This window comes from Metabacillus schmidteae, assembly GCF_903166545.1.
Lineage (GTDB): Bacteria > Bacillota > Bacilli > Bacillales > Bacillaceae > Metabacillus > Metabacillus schmidteae.
Map to the genome: position 1 here is coordinate 1,646,741 of NZ_CAESCH010000001.1, position 20,850 is coordinate 1,667,590.

General features: G+C 36.0%; 16 protein-coding genes. 13 read left to right on the plus strand and 3 right to left on the minus strand.

Translation table 11 applies throughout. From position 1 onward, the window contains the following. The first annotated feature begins 91 nt into the window (after nt 1-91). The 6 genes from HWV59_RS07890 (at nt 92) to HWV59_RS07915 (ending at nt 7,454) form a co-directional block, all read left to right on the plus strand. Nucleotides 92-1,450: a sulfatase-like hydrolase/transferase gene (locus HWV59_RS07890; RefSeq protein ID WP_235991809.1), complete on the plus strand. Its 1,359-nt coding sequence runs from the start codon at nt 92-94 to the stop codon at nt 1,448-1,450. A gap of 105 nt (nt 1,451-1,555) precedes the next feature. Beyond that, a complete protein-coding gene (locus HWV59_RS07895; RefSeq protein WP_102230083.1) occupies nt 1,556-2,842 on the plus strand; it encodes a Gfo/Idh/MocA family oxidoreductase in 1,287 nt (428 codons plus the stop codon). A 475-nt stretch (nt 2,843-3,317) separates the two neighbouring features. Then, a complete protein-coding gene (locus HWV59_RS07900; RefSeq protein WP_175638526.1) occupies nt 3,318-3,491 on the plus strand; it encodes a hypothetical protein in 174 nt (57 codons plus the stop codon). 172 nt (nt 3,492-3,663) lie between these two features. Then, the gene (locus HWV59_RS07905) at nt 3,664-3,813 is read left to right on the plus strand and encodes a hypothetical protein (RefSeq protein ID WP_175638527.1); all 150 of its coding nucleotides are present in this window, start codon (nt 3,664-3,666) and stop codon (nt 3,811-3,813) included. Nucleotides 3,814-4,137: 324 nt separating this feature from the next. Further along, nucleotides 4,138-5,628: a glycerol kinase GlpK gene (gene glpK / locus HWV59_RS07910; RefSeq protein WP_175638528.1), complete on the plus strand. Its 1,491-nt coding sequence runs from the start codon at nt 4,138-4,140 to the stop codon at nt 5,626-5,628. Between the two features lie 164 nt (nt 5,629-5,792). After that, nucleotides 5,793-7,454, plus strand: a complete 1,662-nt coding sequence (locus tag HWV59_RS07915; RefSeq protein WP_175638529.1) for a glycerol-3-phosphate dehydrogenase/oxidase — start codon at nt 5,793-5,795, stop codon at nt 7,452-7,454. Nucleotides 7,455-7,538: 84 nt separating this feature from the next. Here the strand turns inward: HWV59_RS07915 and HWV59_RS07920 are convergent, their stop codons facing one another. Continuing rightward, nucleotides 7,539-8,537: a LacI family DNA-binding transcriptional regulator gene (locus HWV59_RS07920; RefSeq protein WP_175638530.1), complete on the minus strand. Its 999-nt coding sequence runs from the start codon at nt 8,535-8,537 to the stop codon at nt 7,539-7,541. A gap of 388 nt (nt 8,538-8,925) precedes the next feature. Between HWV59_RS07920 and HWV59_RS07925 the strand changes: the two genes are divergently transcribed. From HWV59_RS07925 to HWV59_RS07940, 4 genes are all read left to right on the plus strand, one after another. Beyond that, a complete protein-coding gene (locus tag HWV59_RS07925) occupies nt 8,926-9,954 on the plus strand; it encodes a TRAP transporter substrate-binding protein (protein WP_175638531.1) in 1,029 nt (342 codons plus the stop codon). A 90-nt stretch (nt 9,955-10,044) separates the two neighbouring features. Continuing rightward, complete coding sequence (locus HWV59_RS07930; protein ID WP_175638532.1) at nt 10,045-10,524, plus strand: TRAP transporter small permease; 480 nt, start codon at nt 10,045-10,047, stop codon at nt 10,522-10,524. Between the two features lie 51 nt (nt 10,525-10,575). Continuing rightward, a complete protein-coding gene (locus tag HWV59_RS07935; protein WP_102230089.1) occupies nt 10,576-11,871 on the plus strand; it encodes a TRAP transporter large permease in 1,296 nt (431 codons plus the stop codon). Between the two features lie 78 nt (nt 11,872-11,949). Then, nucleotides 11,950-14,349: a glycoside hydrolase family 31 protein gene (locus HWV59_RS07940; protein WP_175638533.1), complete on the plus strand. Its 2,400-nt coding sequence runs from the start codon at nt 11,950-11,952 to the stop codon at nt 14,347-14,349. A gap of 200 nt (nt 14,350-14,549) precedes the next feature. On the opposite strand, the gene HWV59_RS07945 is transcribed toward HWV59_RS07940, so the two are convergent. Beyond that, entirely contained in the window at nt 14,550-14,705 is a 156-nt protein-coding gene (locus HWV59_RS07945) for a hypothetical protein (protein WP_175638534.1), read from the minus strand. Between the two features lie 308 nt (nt 14,706-15,013). Here HWV59_RS07945 and gndA point away from each other — a divergent pair, with 308 nt between their 5' ends. Beyond that, nucleotides 15,014-16,426, plus strand: coding sequence for an NADP-dependent phosphogluconate dehydrogenase (gene gndA / locus HWV59_RS07950; RefSeq protein WP_102230091.1), 1,413 nt, complete (start codon nt 15,014-15,016; stop codon nt 16,424-16,426). 349 nt (nt 16,427-16,775) lie between these two features. Here the strand turns inward: gndA and galU are convergent, their stop codons facing one another. After that, nucleotides 16,776-17,657, minus strand: coding sequence for a UTP--glucose-1-phosphate uridylyltransferase GalU (galU, locus tag HWV59_RS07955; RefSeq protein ID WP_175638535.1), 882 nt, complete (start codon nt 17,655-17,657; stop codon nt 16,776-16,778). Between the two features lie 475 nt (nt 17,658-18,132). Between galU and HWV59_RS07960 the strand changes: the two genes are divergently transcribed. Continuing rightward, nucleotides 18,133-19,233 carry a CotS family spore coat protein gene (locus tag HWV59_RS07960; protein WP_175638536.1) on the plus strand — a complete coding sequence of 367 codons (1,101 nt, stop codon included), beginning with the start codon at nt 18,133-18,135 and terminating at the stop codon, nt 19,231-19,233. A 1-nt stretch (nt 19,234) separates the two neighbouring features. Further along, nucleotides 19,235-20,839 (plus strand): glycosyltransferase family 4 protein, encoded by a 1,605-nt coding sequence (locus HWV59_RS07965; protein ID WP_175638537.1) that lies wholly within the window; start codon nt 19,235-19,237, stop codon nt 20,837-20,839. Nucleotides 20,840-20,850: the final 11 nt, after the last annotated feature.

Sequence of the window (20,850 nt, forward strand, 5' to 3'; positions counted from 1 at the left end):
TAGGTGAATGTTAACTTGCAGCGAAGGGATGTATTAAAAACAAGATACAAGACATCATTCATACATGAAAAAGGTTAATTATCAGAGTGGAGTGATCGTATTGACACAAAGCGAAAAACCAAATGTCATTGTGTTTTTTACTGATCAACAAAGGTGGGATACAACTGGGGTTCATGGTAACCCATTAGGTCTAACACCAAATTTTGATCGAATGGCACAAGAAGGAACACACTTATATCATACATTTACATCTCAACCTGTTTGTGGTCCTGCACGTGCATCCCTTCAATCAGGTCAGTATGCGACAGAAATAGGTTGTTTTCGTAACGCTATACCTTTTCCCTCTGGGAGTAAAACACTAGCAAATCATTTCAAGAAAGGAGGTTACTATACGGGTTATATAGGGAAATGGCATTTAGCTGCTGAAGAACCAGTTAAGGAAGAGAGAAGAGGAGGATACGAATATTGGCTAGCATCTAATAGTCTTGAACATACTTCTGATCCTTATCATACCACCGTTTATGATCATAACTGTCAACCGGTTGAATTACCAGGATATCGTGTGGATGCTTTAACTGACGCAGCAATACGCTTTATAGATGGAGAAAAGGACAAACCTTTTTTTCTTTTCCTTTCTTATTTAGAGCCGCATCATCAAAATAGAAATGATAACTATCCTGCACCAACTAGCTATCAGGAGATGTATACGTCAAGGTGGACTCCTCCGGACCTTGCCTCACTTGGAGGTCTAGCTCATCAACAATTAGGTGGCTATTATGGAATGGTAAAACGTCTGGATGAAGCACTTGGAAGAATAATGGACGCATTAAAAAGCCTTAAATTAGAGGAAAGTACGATTATTTTATTTACATCAGATCATGGGTGTCATTTCAAGACTAGAAATTCGGAGTATAAACGATCTTGTCATGAGAGTTCAATCCGGATCCCAACTGCTATTACTGGACCAGGTTTCTTTCAGGGCGGGAGAAAGAGAGAACTGGTCAGCTTAGTTGATCTTGCACCAACATTACTTGATGCAGCAGGTTTAAAAGTTCCGGAAGAGATGTCTGGGCGATCAGTGCTTCCTCTTATTACCAGGAGCAATCAATCGTGGCAAAAGGAAGTTTTTGTCCAAATAAGTGAATCACAAGTAGGTAGAGCGATTAGAACAAAAAAATGGAAATATAGTGTTTCAGATCCAACCAAAAATGGGATCGACCATTCAAAGTCAGATCATTATATTGAGGAATTTTTGTATGATCTCGAGTTAGATCCTTATGAACTAACAAACTTAATAGGGTATAAATCACACCAAGAGGTAACTAGGTTTTTAAGAGAACGACTACTATCAAAAATTGAAGAGGTGGAGAATGAAATTCCTTATATAGAATCCGCACCTCTAAAAGAAAGTGGTCAAAGGAAACTAATAGATGAAGAGATATTTCAATAATATAAATCTCATAAACTAAAAAATGGCAGGCCGGGAAGCATGAAAATCTTGAAAAAGTAATAAAGTGAAATGGATAGATAAAAAATAATAGATAAGGAGTTTTTAATCGTGAAGAAATACGTTTTAGTAGGAACAGGTGGGAGAGCGGAGTTTTTTTACGGAGCCATTGTTAGAGACTTTAAAGAAACATGTCAGCTGATAGCTTTTTGTGACTTAAATCAAACTAGAATGGATTATGCAAATCGTTTGCTAGAAGAAAGATATGGTCATCCGAAAATTAACACATACTTACACACAGACTTTGAGACGATGATTGAAAGAGAAAAGCCGGACACTGTTGTTGTTACTTCTGTTGACCGTACCCATCATACGTATATTATAAAAGCGTTGGAGCTTGGGTGTGATGTTGTTACTGAAAAGCCAATGACCGTAGATACGGAGAAATGTCAGGCCATAATTGATTCGGTAAATCGAACCGGAAAAGAAGTTCGGGTAGCCTTTAATTATCGCTATGCTCCTCACAATACAAAAATTAGGGAACTTATAATGAATGATGTGATTGGACAAGTGAACTCTGTTAATTTTGAATGGGCATTGGATACACAGCATGGTGCAGATTACTTCCGCAGATGGCACCGTGATAAGCGAAATAGTGGTGGCCTACTTGTACATAAATCAACTCACCATTTTGATTTAGTGAATTTTTGGCTTGGAACAACCCCTGAAACGGTTTATGCAGCTGGCGGATTGCGTTTTTATGGAAGAGAAAATGCTGAAGCAAGAGGTGTAACACAATTTTATCAACGTGCACATGGAAGCAAATTTGCTAAGGAAGATCCATTTGCCATTGACCTGGAAGGAAATCCGCATCTAAAAGCGATGTACCTTGACGCAGAGATTGAAGATGGCTATCAACGAGATCAAAGTGTATTCGGTGATGGAATAAACATCGAGGATACTCTTGGTGTTATGGTGACATATAAAAATAAAGCGATTCTCAATTATTCTCTAAATGCTTATCTTCCGTGGGAAGGATATATGGTGTCTTTCAATGGTACCAAAGGCAGAATTGAAGTGCGCATTCGTGAGCAATCATACATTAATTCCGGTGGAAGCAAGGATGATGAAGGAAAGGTACAAGGAAAATCAATTATGGTCATGCCTATGTTCGGCCAACCTTATGAAGTCGAAGTGGTTGAAGGAACAGGAGGACACGGAGGTGGTGACCCTATTCTTTTACAAGATATTTTCGGAACTCCTGTAAAAGACGAGTTTAATCGTGCGGCTACACATGTTGATGGGGCGATGTCAATTTTAACGGGTATTGCTGGAAACATCTCTCTTAATACAGGTCAACCGGTGAAGGTTGATGAACTCATTAAGCTAAACTAAGGAAGGCCGGTACTATTTTGTTCTGAGCTTTATGTTGCCGATATTATTTTTAAAACTTTGTGAAGATGAAAGAGAGCCTACTAAAATGGCTCTCTTTCTTGGTACAGAGGCTTTTGTAAAACAATAGATGAATGTTGATAAAACACTCATTAAAGCAAAGTCAAATATGTTTCTAGCCAAGATAAAGGACAATCTATACGAGAAAACAACACGAAATGTCTTTCATAGTCAAGATGAAGGACAATCAACACAAGAAAGGAGCATCAACTGTCTTTCATAGTCAAGATGAAGGACAATCAACACAAGAAAGGAGCATCAACTGTCTTTCATAGTCAAGATGAAGGACAATTCACACAAGTAAGCAACATCAACTGTCTTTCATAGTCAAGATGAAGGACAATTCACACAAGTAAGCAACATCAACTGTCTTTCATAGCTAAGATAAAGGACAATCCACACGAGAAAACAACACCAAATGTCTTTCGTAGTCAAGATGAAGGACAATCCACACAAGAAAGGAGCATCAACTGTCTTTCATAGTCAAGATGAAGGACAATCCACACAAGGAAGGGAAACAACATCAACTGTCTTTCATAACCAAGATGAAGGACAATCCACACAAGGAAACAACATCAACTGTCTTTCATAACTAAGATGAAGGACAATTCACACAAGGAAACAACACCAAATGTCTTTCATAACCAAGATGAAGGTCTGAAAATAATAGATATCTCCAAAGAAATTCTAAAAATTAACATTAATAATTATACCTAGGAAGGAGATTCTATTATTAATCATGTCATGAAGAGAAGGTGCATAATATGAAAGAAAAGCAATTTCAGGATGATTTAGATCAATATAAAATGCCGGATGCGGTCAAAAACGCCGAGAAAGGTACATATATGGTTGGTTATGAAGCCTCAACTGGAAATAAAACCGATCCAAATCATGAGGTAGGGAAGAAATTATAGTCACAAGGGAACACCGGATTTTTTAACGGTGTTTTTTCTTGTTATAAGCCTATTCTGGTTTCAAAAAAATTCTTCTAAAAGTAGAAAAACATAATAAGGAATGAATCATTTTTATAGGTTAATTTCAAAACCATTTGACATCGTTTCCACAATCGGGATATAATTTTATACAAGTTAATGAGTGTGACGGAGATTAGGAGATTCACAGACAAATGCCCGATATAGGGTGTTTTCTGTTGAATCTCTTTTTTTTCAATAACAATTTTGAATAAATGTTCGCAAAAGAAAACTATTCACGAAGATACATTGTAGGAGGATTTATAGATGGAAACATACATCTTATCACTAGATCAAGGTACAACTAGCTCAAGGGCGATTATCTTTAATAAAAAGGGTGAAATTGTTCATGTTGCACAAAAAGAATTCACTCAATTTTTCCCTCAATCAGGATGGGTTGAACATAATGCCAGTGAGATTTGGGGATCAGTCCTCGCTGTTATTGCAACCGTTTTATCAGAATCCAGTATAAGAGCAGAACAAATAGAAGGAATTGGAATTACGAATCAACGTGAAACAACAGTTGTGTGGGATAAAGAGACAGGTATACCTGTTTATAATGCGATTGTTTGGCAATCAAGACAAACAAGTGAAATTTGTGAAGAGCTTAAGCAAGGTGGTTATGAATCAAAAATCCGCAAAAAAACCGGATTATTAATAGATCCTTATTTTTCAGGTACAAAAGTAAAGTGGATATTGGACAATGTTGAAGGAGCGAGAAGTAAAGCTGAAGAGGGGAAATTGTTATTCGGAACGATTGATACTTGGCTTATTTGGAAGCTCTCCGGTGGTAGGGCGCATGTAACAGATTATAGCAATGCATCGAGAACGTTAATGTATAACATTCATGAGTTGAAGTGGGATAGTGAATTATTAGATATTTTAACAATTCCGGCTTCAATGCTGCCGGAGGTTCGCTCATCCTCTGAAATTTATGCTCATACAGTTGGATATCATTTCTTTGGGGCAGAGGTTCCTATCGCTGGAGCAGCTGGAGATCAGCAGGCTGCTATGTTCGGCCAAGCTTGCTTTGAAAAAGGTATGGGGAAAAGCACCTATGGAACAGGATGTTTCATGTTAATGAACACAGGTGAAAAAGCTGTTGAATCAGAGCATGGGTTATTAACTACTATTGCTTGGGGAATAAACGGTAAAGTAGAATATGCTCTTGAAGGAAGTATTTTTATTGCCGGAGCAGCTATCCAATGGCTTAAGGACAGTATGAGATTGTTGAAACAAGCAAGTGATAGTGAAAAATACGCAAGAAGAGTGGAGTCAACAGATGGTGTTTATGTGGTTCCTGCCTTTGTCGGGCTTGGCACACCTTATTGGGATAGTGAGGTAAGGGGTTCTGTTTTTGGATTAACTCGTGGAACAACGAAAGAGCACTTTGTAAGAGCAACGATCGAATCGCTTGCTTATCAAACAAAAGATGTATTATCAGTGATGGAAATTGACTCAGGCATTAAGTTAAAAACACTCCGAGTTGATGGAGGAGCTGTCAAAAATAACTTCCTATTAGAATTTCAAAGTGACTTATTAAATGTACTGGTTGAGAGACCGGTCATTAATGAGACGACAGCACTTGGCGCAGCATATCTCGCAGGCTTGGCTGTAGGTTATTGGGAGAGTCAAAAGGAAATTGAATCACAATGGGCTATTGATCACCAATTCGAACCGAATATGACAGAAGACAAACGTAATCAACTATATAATGGATGGAAAAAGGCCGTTCATGCAGCAATGGCATTTAAATGATATTTTAAATTTAAGATATACAAACAGAAATAAATTTGGTATACTATACACAAGTTAATAAACGGTATTGAGAAACGGAGAGACCACGGCACATTACCTATTTTGGGGTAATGCTGTTTGTGGTCTCTTTTTGCGTATAATAGGGATATTAGGAGGAAAAACAAATGTTATCCAATTTAAATAGAAGCGAAATTATTACTGAATTAACAGGACAGCGGTTCGATTTATTAGTTATCGGAGGCGGTATCACAGGTGCAGGAATTGCACTTGATGCAACAACACGTGGAATGAGTACAGCATTAGTCGAAATGCAGGATTTTGCTGCAGGTACATCAAGTCGTTCTACAAAGTTAGTACACGGAGGATTAAGATACTTAAAACAATTTGACTTCAAAGTAGTGGCAGAGGTTGGGAAGGAAAGAGCGATTGTATATGAAAATGGTCCACATGTAACAACACCAGAGTGGATGCTTCTCCCGTTCTATGAAGGAGGAAATTTCGGTAAATTTATGACCTCTATTGGGTTAAGGGTTTATGACTTCCTGGCTGGCGTAAAAAAAAGTGAACGAAGAGTCATGTTTAATGTTGAAGAAACCCTAAAAAGAGCTCCTTTGATCAAAAAAGACGGGTTAAAGGGTGGCGGTTATTATGTTGAATATCGTACAGATGATGCAAGATTAACGATTGAAGTGTTAAAAGCTGCAGTTAAGAAAGGAACAAAAGCATTAAATTATTCAAAGGTTCAAGATTTCCTTTATGAAGCTGGCAAAGTAGTAGGAGTTATTGTTGAAGACCAATTAACTGGTGAAACATATGAAGTAAGAGCTAAAAAAGTCATTAATGCAACAGGTCCATGGGTAGACGGTTTAAGGGAAAAAGATGGATCTAAAAAAGGAAAAGGCTTAATCTTGTCAAAAGGTGTTCATATCGTCATTGATCAGTCACGCTTTCCGTTAAAGCAAGCAATCTATTTTGATACAAAAGAAGACAAAAGGATGATATTTGCGATCCCAAGAAACGGTAAAACCTACGTAGGGACAACAGATACATTTTATCATGATGATCCTGTGTCTCCTGAAATTACTTTGGATGATGTTGATTACATTCTTGATGCTATTAACTTTATGTTTCCTGACATTAAGGCGACAAGAACTGATGTGGAATCATCTTGGGCTGGAGTTCGACCGCTTATTCTTGAAGAAGGGAAAGATCCGTCGGAGATTTCACGTAAAGACGAAATTTGGGAATCTGATTCTGGTCTAATCACCATCGCCGGTGGAAAATTAACTGGATACAGAAAAATGGCTGAAACAATTGTGAATGTTGTTGCACAGAAATTTCAATCAGAAGAGGGACGTACCTTTAAGGGATGTCAAACATTGAAGCTTCCAATTTCAGGTGGAGATGTTGGAGGTTCTAAAAATTACGAGAAATTTGTTCAAGATGCAGCAGCTAAAGGCGTAAATATCGGATTATCAAAAGAAGATGCTGTTCATCTTGCATCATTCTATGGTTCAAATGTTTTTGATGTATTTGAATTGTTAAATGAAAAGAAAGAAGAAGCGGAAAAGTACGGACTTCCATTAGTTGTTTTAGCAAAGCTTCTTTATGCTCTTAAATATGAAATGGCGGCTACTCCAGTTGATTTCTATTTTAGAAGAACAGGTAATTTGTTGTTTGATATTGATTCAGTAAGAGAATGGAAAGATAATGTATGTCAATATATGAGAGATCAATTTGGTTGGTCTGATATCCAAAATCAAAGGTTTTTTGCTGAACTTGAAGTGGCAATAGAGGCTGCAACAGGACATAATCCAATAAAGTAACACTGGAGTTGCAAATTAGGTAAACACTACATGACTTAAAAACAAATGATTCCAAGTTGTTGCTTGGAATCATTTGTTGTGATCTTATTGTTCTAACGGTAATCTTCCTGCTGTGGCACAGGATGTTCTTTCGTTAATTTTTGGTGTTAAGGTTTGACTAACTGGAACCGAATTTGGATCTTTAATATAGTTTAACAACGTTTTCACCATGTTTTGAGCAATTTCTTCGACAGGCACTCCAACGCTTGTTAATGGAACTTCCAAATTTTCCATCTGCGGAATATTGTCATAGCTTATAACAGACATATCCTTTGGAAGAATATAATTTGCTTGTCTTAAGGAACGAACAATTCCAGCACTTATGTCATAACTTGTTCCGATAATAGCTGTGGGCTGAAAAGCAGAGCTTAATAGTCGATTTGTAGCCATGTAACCATCATACCAATCAAGTCCACCGGTATTGATTAAGTTATGACTATTTATTTTTAGACCTAATTTTTCCATCGCTTGCTGAAAACCGTAATATTTTTCGACTTGTCTTTCATCAATAAAAGAAAAGTCTCCTAGAAAAGCGATGTTTTCATGTCCCAAACGATATAAGTATTCAACAGCTGAATGCATAGCTTCCCTATAATTTACATCAATAACAGGGATCGACTTATTTTTATTTACCCCATAAGTTACAACAGGCATAGGAAAGGTTTTTGGCATTTCAAAGTTGTCTCGATTAAATATGATAACCCCGTCCACTTGAAATCGTTTAAACATTTCAATTGATTCCTCAATTGAGTTAATGGAAAGGATCATGGAATAGCCATGCTTACTAATTTCTTCATTAATTTTTGTAATTAAAGTAGAAGGGGCAACACGTTCTAAGGTTGGCCAAATTAAGCCGATAACCTTTGATTGCTTGGAGACAAGCCTCTGGGCAGCATAATTCGGTTCGTACCCCATCTCTTTTGCTAATTTAATGATTTTAGCCTTTGTTTCATGTTTTACAAGGGGGCTATCATTTAGAGCTTTAGAGACAGTGGAATAACTAACACCGACTTGTTTTGCGATATCTTTTATCGTAATCGTCATAAGAATTCACCAACTATACAGTTATTTTTATATTCGAATAACAACGTTTGATAATGTTGTTATGATTAATCTCAGATTTTAAATATATATTCATATTTTTACAGGTAAATAGATAAAAGTCAAACGCTTTCAATATTATTTTAATGAAATTTTTGTCGAAAAACACTTGAAAAAAGGGCTTACATCATGTAGGATAGTAAATGTAATAACAACGTTGTTATATTTGTTAAGACGGGATTGTAAACCCTTTGATTATAAAAAATGAAAACGTTTTTTATGCTTAGAGGTTATTCTTTCATAACAAGTATTTTTTTAGGGAGTGCTGAAAGGGATTACAGTTTAGACGATTTAAAACATTTAAAAAATAGAAAGCTAGGGGGATAAATATATGAAAATGAAAAAATTATTTTCGATTGCTGCAACTAGTATTTTATCGTTATCGTTATTAGCGGCATGTGGTTCAAATGGTGATGGAGGAAATGCGGAAGGTGGAAGTGAAAAAGCAGTTTCTTTAAGACTTGCACATAACCAGGCAGAAGATCATCCTATTCACACTTCTTTATCAGAGTTCAAATCATTAACAGAGGAAAATTCAGATGGAAACGTTAAAATTGAAATCTTCCCAAATGGTCAACTTGGTCAAGAACGTGATGTAATTGAACTTGTAAAATCAGGTACACTTGATATGGCAAAGGTAAGTGCGAGTGCATTGGAAGCGTTTGATCCAAGCTATGCAATCTTCTCACTACCATATATTTTCCAAAGCAGAGAACACTACCATAATGTAATGGATAACAGTGAAGCTGTTCAGGAAATTTTCCAAGGTACTAAAGATCAAGGATTTGTTGCTATTGGCTGGTATGATGGTGGACAACGCAGTATTTACACTGCTGATAAAGAAGTTGCAACACCTGCTGATATGAAAGGGTTAAAAATTCGTGTACAAGAAAGTCCAACATCAATCTCTATGATTGAAGCAATGGGCGGAGCTCCAACTCCAATGTCATTTGGTGAGGTATACACTTCATTACAACAAGGTGTTATTGATGGTGCAGAAAATAATGAAACTGCTTTAACAAACAACAAACACGGAGAAGTTGCAAAAGCCTACACTTATACAGAACACCAATATGTACCGGATGTATTGATTGTAAGCACTAACATGTGGGATAAGTTATCAGAAGATCAACAAAAAGCAATTCAAGATGCAGCAAAAGCTTCATCTGAAAGTCATAAAGATGTATGGCAAAAAGCAGTTGAAGATTCAATCAAGGCTTCAGAAGAAATGGGTGTAACTTTCTATAAGATTGATAAAAAGGCTTTTATTGATGCCGCAGCACCATTACATGAAGCATACAAAGCAGAAAATGAAACTAATGCAAAATACTTTGATGATTTCCAAAGCTATCTTAAATAGAGACTAAAGACAATAGGCCTCTCAATTCCTGGTATTCATATTTCAGGAATAAGAGGCCTATCAAAATATGAAAGAGAAGGTGACGATCTGATGAGAAAAATAGTGGATAAGGTAACAGCATTTTTAACATGCTCCTTAATGATCGTTATGGTTTTAGTGGCTTGTTGGCAAGTGTTTACTCGTTTTGTCTTAAATTCACCAAGTACAGTATCTGAGGAGTTTTTACGATACTCACTTATTTGGCTTACAATGGTTGGTTCAGCTTATGCATATGGAAAGAAGAAACATTTAGCCGTTGTGTTTGTTGCTAGGAAAGTACCTGAGAAATACCAATTATTTCTTCACTTGGTTGTTGAAGCATTTGTATTGGTATTCATTGCTGTTATTCTCCTATTCGGAGGAACGAAAGCTTATCAAAATGCAGTAGGACAGGTTTCATCAGCGTTGGGCATGCCAATGGAATATTTATATTTAAGCCTTATTGTTGCAGGCGTTTTATTCCTATTTTATTTAATTCTTCATATAAGAGATTATTTTACGAAAACAAATAACACAGTCGTAGGTGAATAGATCATAACGACAAATTTTTAGAGGTATGTACGAAAAAAGGAGTGAGCATTCATGGCATTACAGGCAGGGCTTGTGTTAATTATTGTATTTTTACTCTTGCTTATTTTAAGTGTGCCTATTTCTGTAAGTATCGTTATTTCTTCAATGGCTGCGATTCTATCCGTTTTGCCTTGGGACATGGCAATATTTACGGCATCACAAAAGATTGTAACAGGACTGGATAGTTTTACGTTACTAGCTGTTCCATTTTTTATTCTTTCTGGAATTTTAATGAATAATGGTGGAATTGCTGAACGTCTAATTAATTTTGCGAAAGTGCTTGTAGGTAGAATGCCAGGTTCTTTAGGTCACGCAAACGTATTAGGAAATATGTTATTCGGATCTCTTTCCGGTTCTTCTGTTGCAGCAGCGGCAGCAATCGGCGGTACGATTGGACCCTTGCAAAAGAAAGAAGGATACGATCCTAAATTTTCAGCAGCAGTAAATATTGCATCTGCACCGACAGGTCTTATTATTCCTCCAAGTGGTGCATTAATTATCTATTCATTGGTAAGTGGAGGAACATCAGTAGCAGCACTATTTATTGCAGGCTATATTCCAGGGATTTTATGGGGATTAGCATGTATGGTTGTAGGATTTATTATCGCAAAGCGAAGAAATTACCCTGTATCTGAGCGAGTATCTTTTGGCGTTGCTTTTAAAACATTTTTAGAGGCAATCCCGAGCTTATTGCTAATTGTTATCGTAATAGGTGGAATTTTAGGTGGTATTTTCACTGCTACTGAAGCTGCGGCTGTCGCTGTTGCTTACACATTTATACTAGCATTGGTCTACCGTACAGTTAAGATTTCAGATATGCCAAGAATCATTATGGAAACAGTTGAAATTACAGCTGTTATTATGCTTCTTGTTGCAGCATCTTCTATTATGTCGTGGGTAATGGCGTTTACTGGCATACCTACTGCGATAAGTGAAATTATTTTAGGGATCTCTGATAACCCAATTATCATCCTTTTAATCATTAATATATTCTTACTAATTATCGGAACATTCATGGATATTACTCCAGCGGTTCTTATTTTCACACCAATCTTCCTGCCAATTGCAACAAGCTTTGGAATGGATCCAATACATTTCGGTGTTATGTTAATCATGAACTTAAGTATTGGAAATATTACACCTCCAGTTGGAAGCGCGTTGTTTGTTGGGGCAAGTATTGCTAATTTAGATTTGGAAGATGTCATAAAGCCATTAATCCCATTCTATGTAGTAATTATTATTGTCTTGCTTCTTGTTACGTATATACCGGAGATTAGTATGGTACTTCCAAGATTACTTGGCTATTAATGGTAATGTTCTAATATAAATCACTTACTGGAAGAAATAAACAAAAATACTGACAACATAAAGAAAAAAGGTGATTCGATGTCATTAAGAGGAAAATATCAATTTCGATTTGTAGAAGAAAAGAATAATATTTTATCTTTCAGCCTAGAGGATTCTGATGTATTAGCTAGAATTATTGTGCTGGAACAAGATATGATAAGGGTATTGATGACCAAAAGTGATCAGTTAGAAGTAAAGAATACATGGCTAGTCGCTCCAGGAATGGACGACGTGCCTCTTAAAGGTAGAGATCGTCTGGATTTATCGCCGTTTTCCTTACCGGAATATTCATTCCAAGATAATGGGAAACAATTCACAGTTGAGACAGAAATGTTAAAGCTGGATATTAATTTAGACGGATTTAAAATTACATGGTACTCAAAAGACAGTGAAGGAAATGTGAAGCAAATTGCTGCTGATCGATATACACAAGCATATAATTTTGACGGTTCATTAGGCGAAGGAAATTTTCACTATCTTCAACGCACGAAAGATGAACAATATTATGGACTTGGTGAAAAAAGTGGAGAAATGGACAGATATGGGAAACGTTATAGAATGTTGAGCGTTGATCCAATGGGCTATGATGCTCAACATACTGATCCTTTGTATAAACATATTCCATTTTATATTACGAGAAGTAAGCAAACAGGGATATCATTTGGTATCTTTTATGATAATATGGCACAAAGCATCTTCGATATGGGACAGGAAATGGATAATTATCATGGGTGGTATCGTTATTACCAATCGATGGATGGAGATTTAGACTATTATGTCATGTTAGGACCTGAAGTAAAAGATGTTGTGAAAAAATATTCCTGGTTAACAGGAAAAACAATTTTTGCACCTAAATGGAGTTTCGGTTATTCAGGCTCAACTATGACTTATACGGATGCTCCTAATGCTCAAGAGCAATTGAATAAGTTTATTGAAGAAGTTGAAGAGCATGATATTATCTGTGATTCTTTTCAACTATCTTCAGGATATACATCAATAGAAGACAAACGTTATGTGTTTAATTGGAATACAGATAAGTTTCCAGATCCAAAAGGATTATTTAATCACTATCATGAAAAAGGTGTTAAACTTTGTGCCAATATTAAACCTGCTTTATTAAATGATCACCCTCTTTTTAGTGAGTTAAATGAAAAAGAGATGTTTATTAAATCAGGTGATGGAAATACAGAAATGGCTCAATTCTGGGATGAAGTGGGCGCGTATGTTGACTTTACAAATGAAGAGTCTGTTAATTGGTGGAAACAAAAAGTAACAGAACAGTTACTTGAATATGGCATCGATTCCACATGGAATGATAATAATGAGTTTGAAATCTGGTCTAAGGATGCACAATGTAATGGATTTGGAGAGCGGATCAATTTTGAAGCTGTGCGCTCTTTGCAGCCGCTTCTTATGATGAAAGCATCATACGAAGCACAAAAAGAATTCGCTCCAGAAATTAGGCCTTATTTAATTTCCAGATCAGGAAGCCCGGGTATGCAGCGTTACGTGCAAACATGGTCTGGTGACAACTATACAAGTTGGAAATCCATAAAATACAATATCAAAATGGGACTTGGGTTAAGCTTGTCAGGTATTTATAATATTGGACATGATATTGGCGGCTTCTCAGGGCCGGCTCCAGAACCGGAATTATTGGTTAGATGGGTACAGAACGGAATTTTCCATCCGCGTTTTACCATTCATTCATGGAATGATGACAAATCAGTTAATGTTCCTTGGATGTATGAAGAGACAACGGATACGATTCGAGATTTAATCAAGTTTCGTCATAGAATAACACCATATCTTTATACTGCTTTATACAATGCACATGAAAAGTATGAGCCAATCCTTCGTCCTACTTTTTATGAATTTGAATCTGATACAAAAACATTTGAAGAAAATGATGATTTCATGTTAGGTGAATCTATGCTTGTTGCTTCAGTTGTTGAAGAAGGACAAAGAGAAAGAACAGTCTATTTACCAACATATGAAGGTGGTTGGTATGATTATCATACATCTAAATGGTATGAAGGTGGTCAGACTGTTACTATTCCAGCACCGTTAGAATATAATCCTTTATTAATTAAAGGGGGAAGCATTATCCCAATTAATGATGCAGACTCTACATTCCAAAATAAAGAGAAGGATGAACGAGGATTCTGGTTATTCCCACACAAGCAATCAGGCAGTGCATCTTATGATCTTTATGAGGATGACGGTGTTTCAGCTAACTACAAAGAAAATCATACAATCGTCTCTGTTCAAATGAATGCTGATGCTGAGAAAATAGAAGTAAGTTATAAAATTAATGGAGAATACAAGCTTCCATATGAATCGATTAACTTCTATTTACCTGAAAATGAAGAACGCAAACTGTATGTAAATGGAGAAGAATTAAAAAAGGGAGCTAAAGGATATACTGTAGCTTTGTAAAGTTATATTAAGAATTTAGGAAGGAACGTCTTAAATCCATTTAATTAGGGATTTGAGACGTTTTTTCCTTTTTGTATAGAAGTCAACAGTATAAATTCAGTTTTTTAAGTCATACCTATATTGAGAACTAAGAGAATAAGAAAGCAAAAACACCGTTAATACAACGGTGTAGAAGTATTTTGACCATATATCAATTTCAATTAGCTTGGGTCATTCTCATCTAAAGAGAGAGTTGTTACATTTGTGTATTCTCCTTTAGAAATTTCGTCTGTGGTAGCATCTTGTTGCAACTCATCCTCAGTATTCATTCCTTCTGCAATTGTTGGTTGATTAGTTGTGTTATTTTGCTTTTTCATCTTTTACACTCCTTTCAGATGTATTTTCTCCCAAATAGAAATGTACCATCCACAAGAAATACTCTAAGAAAAATAAAATATTTAAAAGCCCTTAAATATGTAGAAAAGGCACCTTCTTATACTGAAACGTTCTATTAATCTGTAGCATTTTGATAACGTTTTTAATTGTTATATTGACACAACAACATATTAAATGGTATCTTTCTATTATTAATTAGTTTACAAAACAAATTAATTAGAAGGTTTATTTTAGTGGTAATTTTTTGCCCGGAAACTAAAGACGAATTTATTTAGAAAGGAAAATAATGATGTCAAAACAACAAATTGGTGTTATCGGCTTAGCTGTAATGGGAAAGAATCTTGCGCTAAATATTGAGAGTAGAGGCTATTCAGTATCTGTTTTCAATCGCTCTTATGATAAGACAGAGGAATTTTTAAAGAACGAAGCGGAAGGAAAGAATTTTGTTGGATTACAAACGATTGAAGAATTTGTTCAATCATTAGAAACACCACGTAAAATATTGTTAATGGTTAAAGCTGGTAGTGCAACTGATGCTACAATCGAATCATTAAAGCCATACCTCGAAAAAGGTGATATTTTAATAGATGGTGGAAATACGTTCTTCCAAGATACAATTAGACGAAATAAGGAATTGGAATCAACAGGCATTCACTTCATAGGAACAGGTGTATCTGGTGGTGAAGAAGGAGCTCTTAAAGGACCTTCTATTATGCCGGGAGGTCAGAAGGAAGCCTACAAGCTTGTAGAACCAATTTTTAAAGCAATTTCTGCAAAAGTTAATGAAGATCCTTGTGTAACGTACATAGGACCTAATGGTGCAGGTCACTATGTAAAGATGGTTCATAATGGCATTGAATATGGTGATATGCAATTAATCTGTGAAGCATATTTTATTCTAAAAAATGTACTTGGATTAAGTGCAGCTGAGTTACACGATGTATTTTCTGAATGGAATAAAGGCGAGTTAGATAGCTATCTAATTGAGATTACAGCTGACATCTTCACAAAGGTTGATGACGAAACAGGAAAGCCTTTAGTAGATGTTATTCTTGATACTGCAGGTCAAAAAGGAACTGGTAAATGGACAAGCCAAAATGCTCTAGACTTAGGAATTCCACTTCCTATTATTACGGAATCAGTATTTGCACGATTTATCTCAGCGATGAAAGAAGAACGTGTAAAAGCTAGTAAACTATTAAAGGGTCCTGAGGTTGCTGCATTTAACGGAAATAAAGAAGAGTTAATTGAAGCAGTACGTGAAGCTCTATATTTAAGTAAAATCGTGTCATATGCACAAGGTTTTGCACAAATGAGAGCTGCATCAGATGAATACGATTGGAATCTTAGTTATGGGGATATCGCAATGATTTTCCGAGGTGGATGTATTATTCGTGCTCAATTCCTGCAAAAAATTAAAGATGCTTACGATCGTGATCCACAATTAGCAAACTTGTTATTAGATCCATACTTTAATGAAATTGCCACAAATTATCAATCAGCTCTGCGTAAAGTAATCTCATTAGCAGTACAAAATGGTATCCCTGTACCTGCTTTCTCAAGCGCAATTGCTTACTTTGATAGCTATCGTAGTGAAACATTACCAGCAAATCTCCTGCAAGCACAACGTGATTACTTTGGTGCACATACGTACCAACGTGTTGATAAAGAAGGAGTTTTCCATACAAACTGGATGTCTTGATCATAGGTATTAATATAATATGTTCTCAATTGTTTTCATTGGTTAGTAACTGATAAAGCTTTAAAAAATTCAGTTTTAAAATCTCTTAGACTGTGAATTAATAAAATTTGTTTACAGTCTAAGATTTTTTTGTAAGATTATTATTTTTAAGACCTATAGTAAACTAAACTATTTTAGGTTGATTGGAGCGAAAGGTGCGAGACTCCTGTGGGAGCAGCGGGACAGGTGAGACCCCGCAAGGGCAAAGCGCTGAGGAGGCTCACCGCACGCCCCACGGAAAGTGAGAATCCTGTAGCGGAAATCAACCACACACAATACTCCTTATAGACAACAAAGTTAAAAACAAACATCATTTATCCATTTTAGCAACAGTTTTCCTTAAATAATGAATAACCTCATCTCGTAAATCTTCACGTTCTAATGCAAAATCGATTGTTGCACGAATAAATCCAGCTTTATTGCCAATATCATACCTATCCCCTTCAAATTGATAAGCATAAACGACTTGAGATTCATTTAAAATTTTAATTGCATCAGTTAATTGGATTTCTCCGCTTTTATCAGGTGATACATTGTGTAATACTTCGAAAATTTCCGGTCTTAACACATAACGTCCCATAATGGCAAATCGTGATGGTGCAACTTCTTTTTTTGGTTTTTCAATGAGAGTATCAATATTAATGATGTGATCATCAACATTTCTTCCTTTTGGCTTAATAATACCGTATTTTGACACATCCTCTTCAGATACCTCCTGGATTGCTACAATTGAGGAATGATATCGATTGTAAACATCAATTAATTGTTTCAAACAAGGTGTTTGGGATTTAATAATGTCATCTCCAAGTAAAACGGCAAAAGGTTCATTACCTATAAAACTCCTCGCACATTGAATTGCATGTCCTAAACCTTTTGGTTCCTTTTGACGGATATAGTGAATATTAGCCAAGCTTGAGATGTTATGAACTTCTTCATAAAGTAATTGTTTATTCTTTTTTATCAATGTATCTTCTAATTCATACGATTGGTCAAAATGATCCTCAATCGAACGTTTTCCACGACCACTTATAATAATAATGTCTTCAATTCCGGATGCAACTGCTTCTTCCACTATATATTGTATGGTTGGTTTATCCACGATCGGTAACATTTCTTTTGGTAAGGCTTTGGTTGCAGGCAAGAATCGTGTGCCTAATCCTGCTGCCGGAATGATTGCTTTGCGAATTTTCATACCTACCCCTCCTTCAATAAAACAAGCTCAAATTATTTTGTTACTATATTCATATTGTAAAATAACCTAAACTGTATGAGAGAATAGCTCAGTTTTTCGGAAATTTTTGTATTTCTTCGGGAGGGAATGGACCGATTAAGTAACAATATCATATAGACTTGGGTGAGCTGTCCTATACAAAATTTATCCTCTGTCATAGTTTAATAAAAAGTATATTCTTCAGAAAAACTACTAATGAAAAATGGAAATGTCTTTCCCTTACTTCCACATCATCTTTTCAAACTTCTTATATATTACTAGAACGTTCAATTACTCATTTAGTAAAATAATTCAACTTCAAGGAATTATGAAATGGAATCCTTCAAACTCATTTTCCATTACTTACAAGATTCGCCATTAAGATGAACAAGAAAAACATGCTGCAATTTTATTTTTCTGATAGAAATGACTTTGACCTATTAAAGGAGGGGTTTTCATGGAGCAGCAGCTAATTGTGCCATGGGAAGTGGATGAACTTACCCAACATGAGTTTTACGTTCCTGAATACATTGAAAAAATGGCACATGATGTCCTAGTTCATTACGATTTCTCTGTAAAAAGTTTTGAAATCGTCACCACAAAACCTGATAAAGGTGGCGCAATATGGAAAATAGAAACTAGTGCAGGCCCAAAAAGTATAAAACTATTACATCGCAGACCTACAAGAAGTAAGTTTAGCCTAGGAGCTCAGGAATATCTTGTAGACGTTAGGCAGGCAAGAGTACCGCCTATTGTAAAAACGAAGGATGGAAAAAATTACGTTGAGGCCGGAGGGAAATTATGGTTTGTTGCCGAATGGATTGAATCTTTAGTACCCGTTACAAAAGATTTAGAAGGAGCAAAACATCTTTGTCATGCTCTTGGTGAATTCCACGCTTTAACGAAAGGATATGTTCCGCCTCCTCAAGCTGAAATAGCCTCAAGGGTGTTAAAATGGCCAAAAAATTACCAAAAAACAGTGAATAAAATGGAGTGGTTTCGTAATATTGCCAGGGCTTATGAAGAGTTACCTGTAAGCTCTCATATATTAGCCGTTGTTGATCAATTTGAAGAACAGGCAAAAAGAAGCCTTGATATGTTAACTCAATCTAACTACCTTGAACTGGCAAGTAGAGGCAATGAATATTGGGGCTTAGTTCACCAGGATTATGGTTGGTCAAATGGTCAAATGGGTTCCAACGGAATGTGGATTATTGACCTTGATGGTGTAGCATATGATATTCCAATCCGTGATTTAAGAAAATTAATCACAGGTACGATGGCAGACTTATTTAGGTGGGATGCAACCTGGATAAGAGAAATGATTAAAGCTTATCACGAAGCAAACCCGATTTCACAAGATATATATAATCTCTTGATGATCGATTTATCTTTACCGAATGAATTTTACAAAAATATCAAGGAAGTCGTATATGATCCTGAAACTTTCTTAAATGATCCAGCTGTCATAACGATGATTCAAACAATTGTTGATACTGACCAAACAAAATGGCCGATCCTAGAGGAAATTAAAGACGATTGGAAGGGAGTAGAATAATATGAAAATATTAATGATTTGTACGGAAAAGCTTCCTGTACCTCCCGTACTTGGTGGAGCCATTCAAACCTATATTGCCGGAAGCATGCCTCATTTAAGAAACGCCCATAACATTACAGTTTTAGGAGTAAATGACCCATCTCTGCCGGATCAAGAAACTATTGATGGTATACAGTATGTACGTGTTCCAGGAAAAATACTAGAGATTTACCGAGAAGAAGTGATCCGTTATGTGGAAGCCAACCAATTCGATCTCATTCACATTTTTAACCGACCTCGTTTAGTCCTTCCAGTCCGACAAGCGGCACCAAATTCAAAAATTGTTCTTAGTATGCATAACGATATGTTTCAACCTGAAAAAATTAATCCAGAAGAAGCAAAAGCAGTTATAAACGAAGTGGCTAACATTATTACGATAAGTAATTATGTTGGAAATGTCATTCGTGATTTATATCCGGAGGCTGCGCATAAGCTGCATACAGTATATTCCGGAGTTGATACAAATCGATTTTTACCAGGTCATCATCCGAAAATGCAAAAAATAAGGAATGAACTTCGCAGTGCAAATGGTTTAGAGAATAAAACGGTATTATTATTTGCAGGGCGACTTTCCAATAATAAAGGTGTGGATAGGTTAGTAAGAGCACTACCCGAGCTTTCAAAAAAACATAAGGATTTAGCCCTTGTCATAGTTGGGAGCAAATGGTTTAGTCAAAATGATGTGACTGACTATGTAGCTTACGTAAGAGCATTGGCTAAGAAATTGCCTATACCAGTTGTTACGACAGGATTTGTTGCCCCAAGTGAAATCCAAAATTGGTTTGCAGCAGCTGATTTATTCGTTTGTACATCAGTATGGCAAGAACCACTTGCCCGAGTTCATTACGAAGCAATGGCAGCAGGACTTCCGATTGTAACAACAGCAAGAGGAGGAAATGCCGAAGTTATCAACTTAAATGAGAATGGACTTGTGGTAGAAAATCCGGAAGATCCTGGTGTTTTTGTAGAAAAGATTTCTCAAATACTTTCGAATCGTTCTTTGATGAGGAAAATGGGGGAAAAAGGAAGAGAGTATGCTCTTAGGTTATATCAATGGGATAGGGTTGCCTCTGACATTCTTGAGGTGTGGAGAAAATCATTTGCAGCACCGCTAAATGTGTCCCAACATGAAGTATTACCAACGATTGATTCACCAAATAATAACCTAGACCAAACAGAATCTTTACAAAAAGAAAATATTGATGCTTTAGTAAATGATCCGGCACCTGTATATCAATCAATTGAAGTAGAAGAAAAGGATATTCCAAACAAAGAAACAAGCATGGAAAAAAATAAGGCAATAAATAGCAAGAAAGACTTACTAAGAGCTGCGTTAAGAGACATGATTAGATCTTCTTTAGTAAATTCACGAATTTCAACTATGGAAGGAACAAAGAATTCGTTACTTCAAATGATTAATGCAGAAGATAAAACTGAAGTGACAAATACAAAAACAGAAACAAAAGCAGAAACAAAAACAAGTAAGGAAAATAGTAACATAATAACTAGTAGAGAGGAAAAGAGGAATGCATTAAAAGCAGCACTAAGAGAAATGATTAAGATTTAAGTGAAATCTTC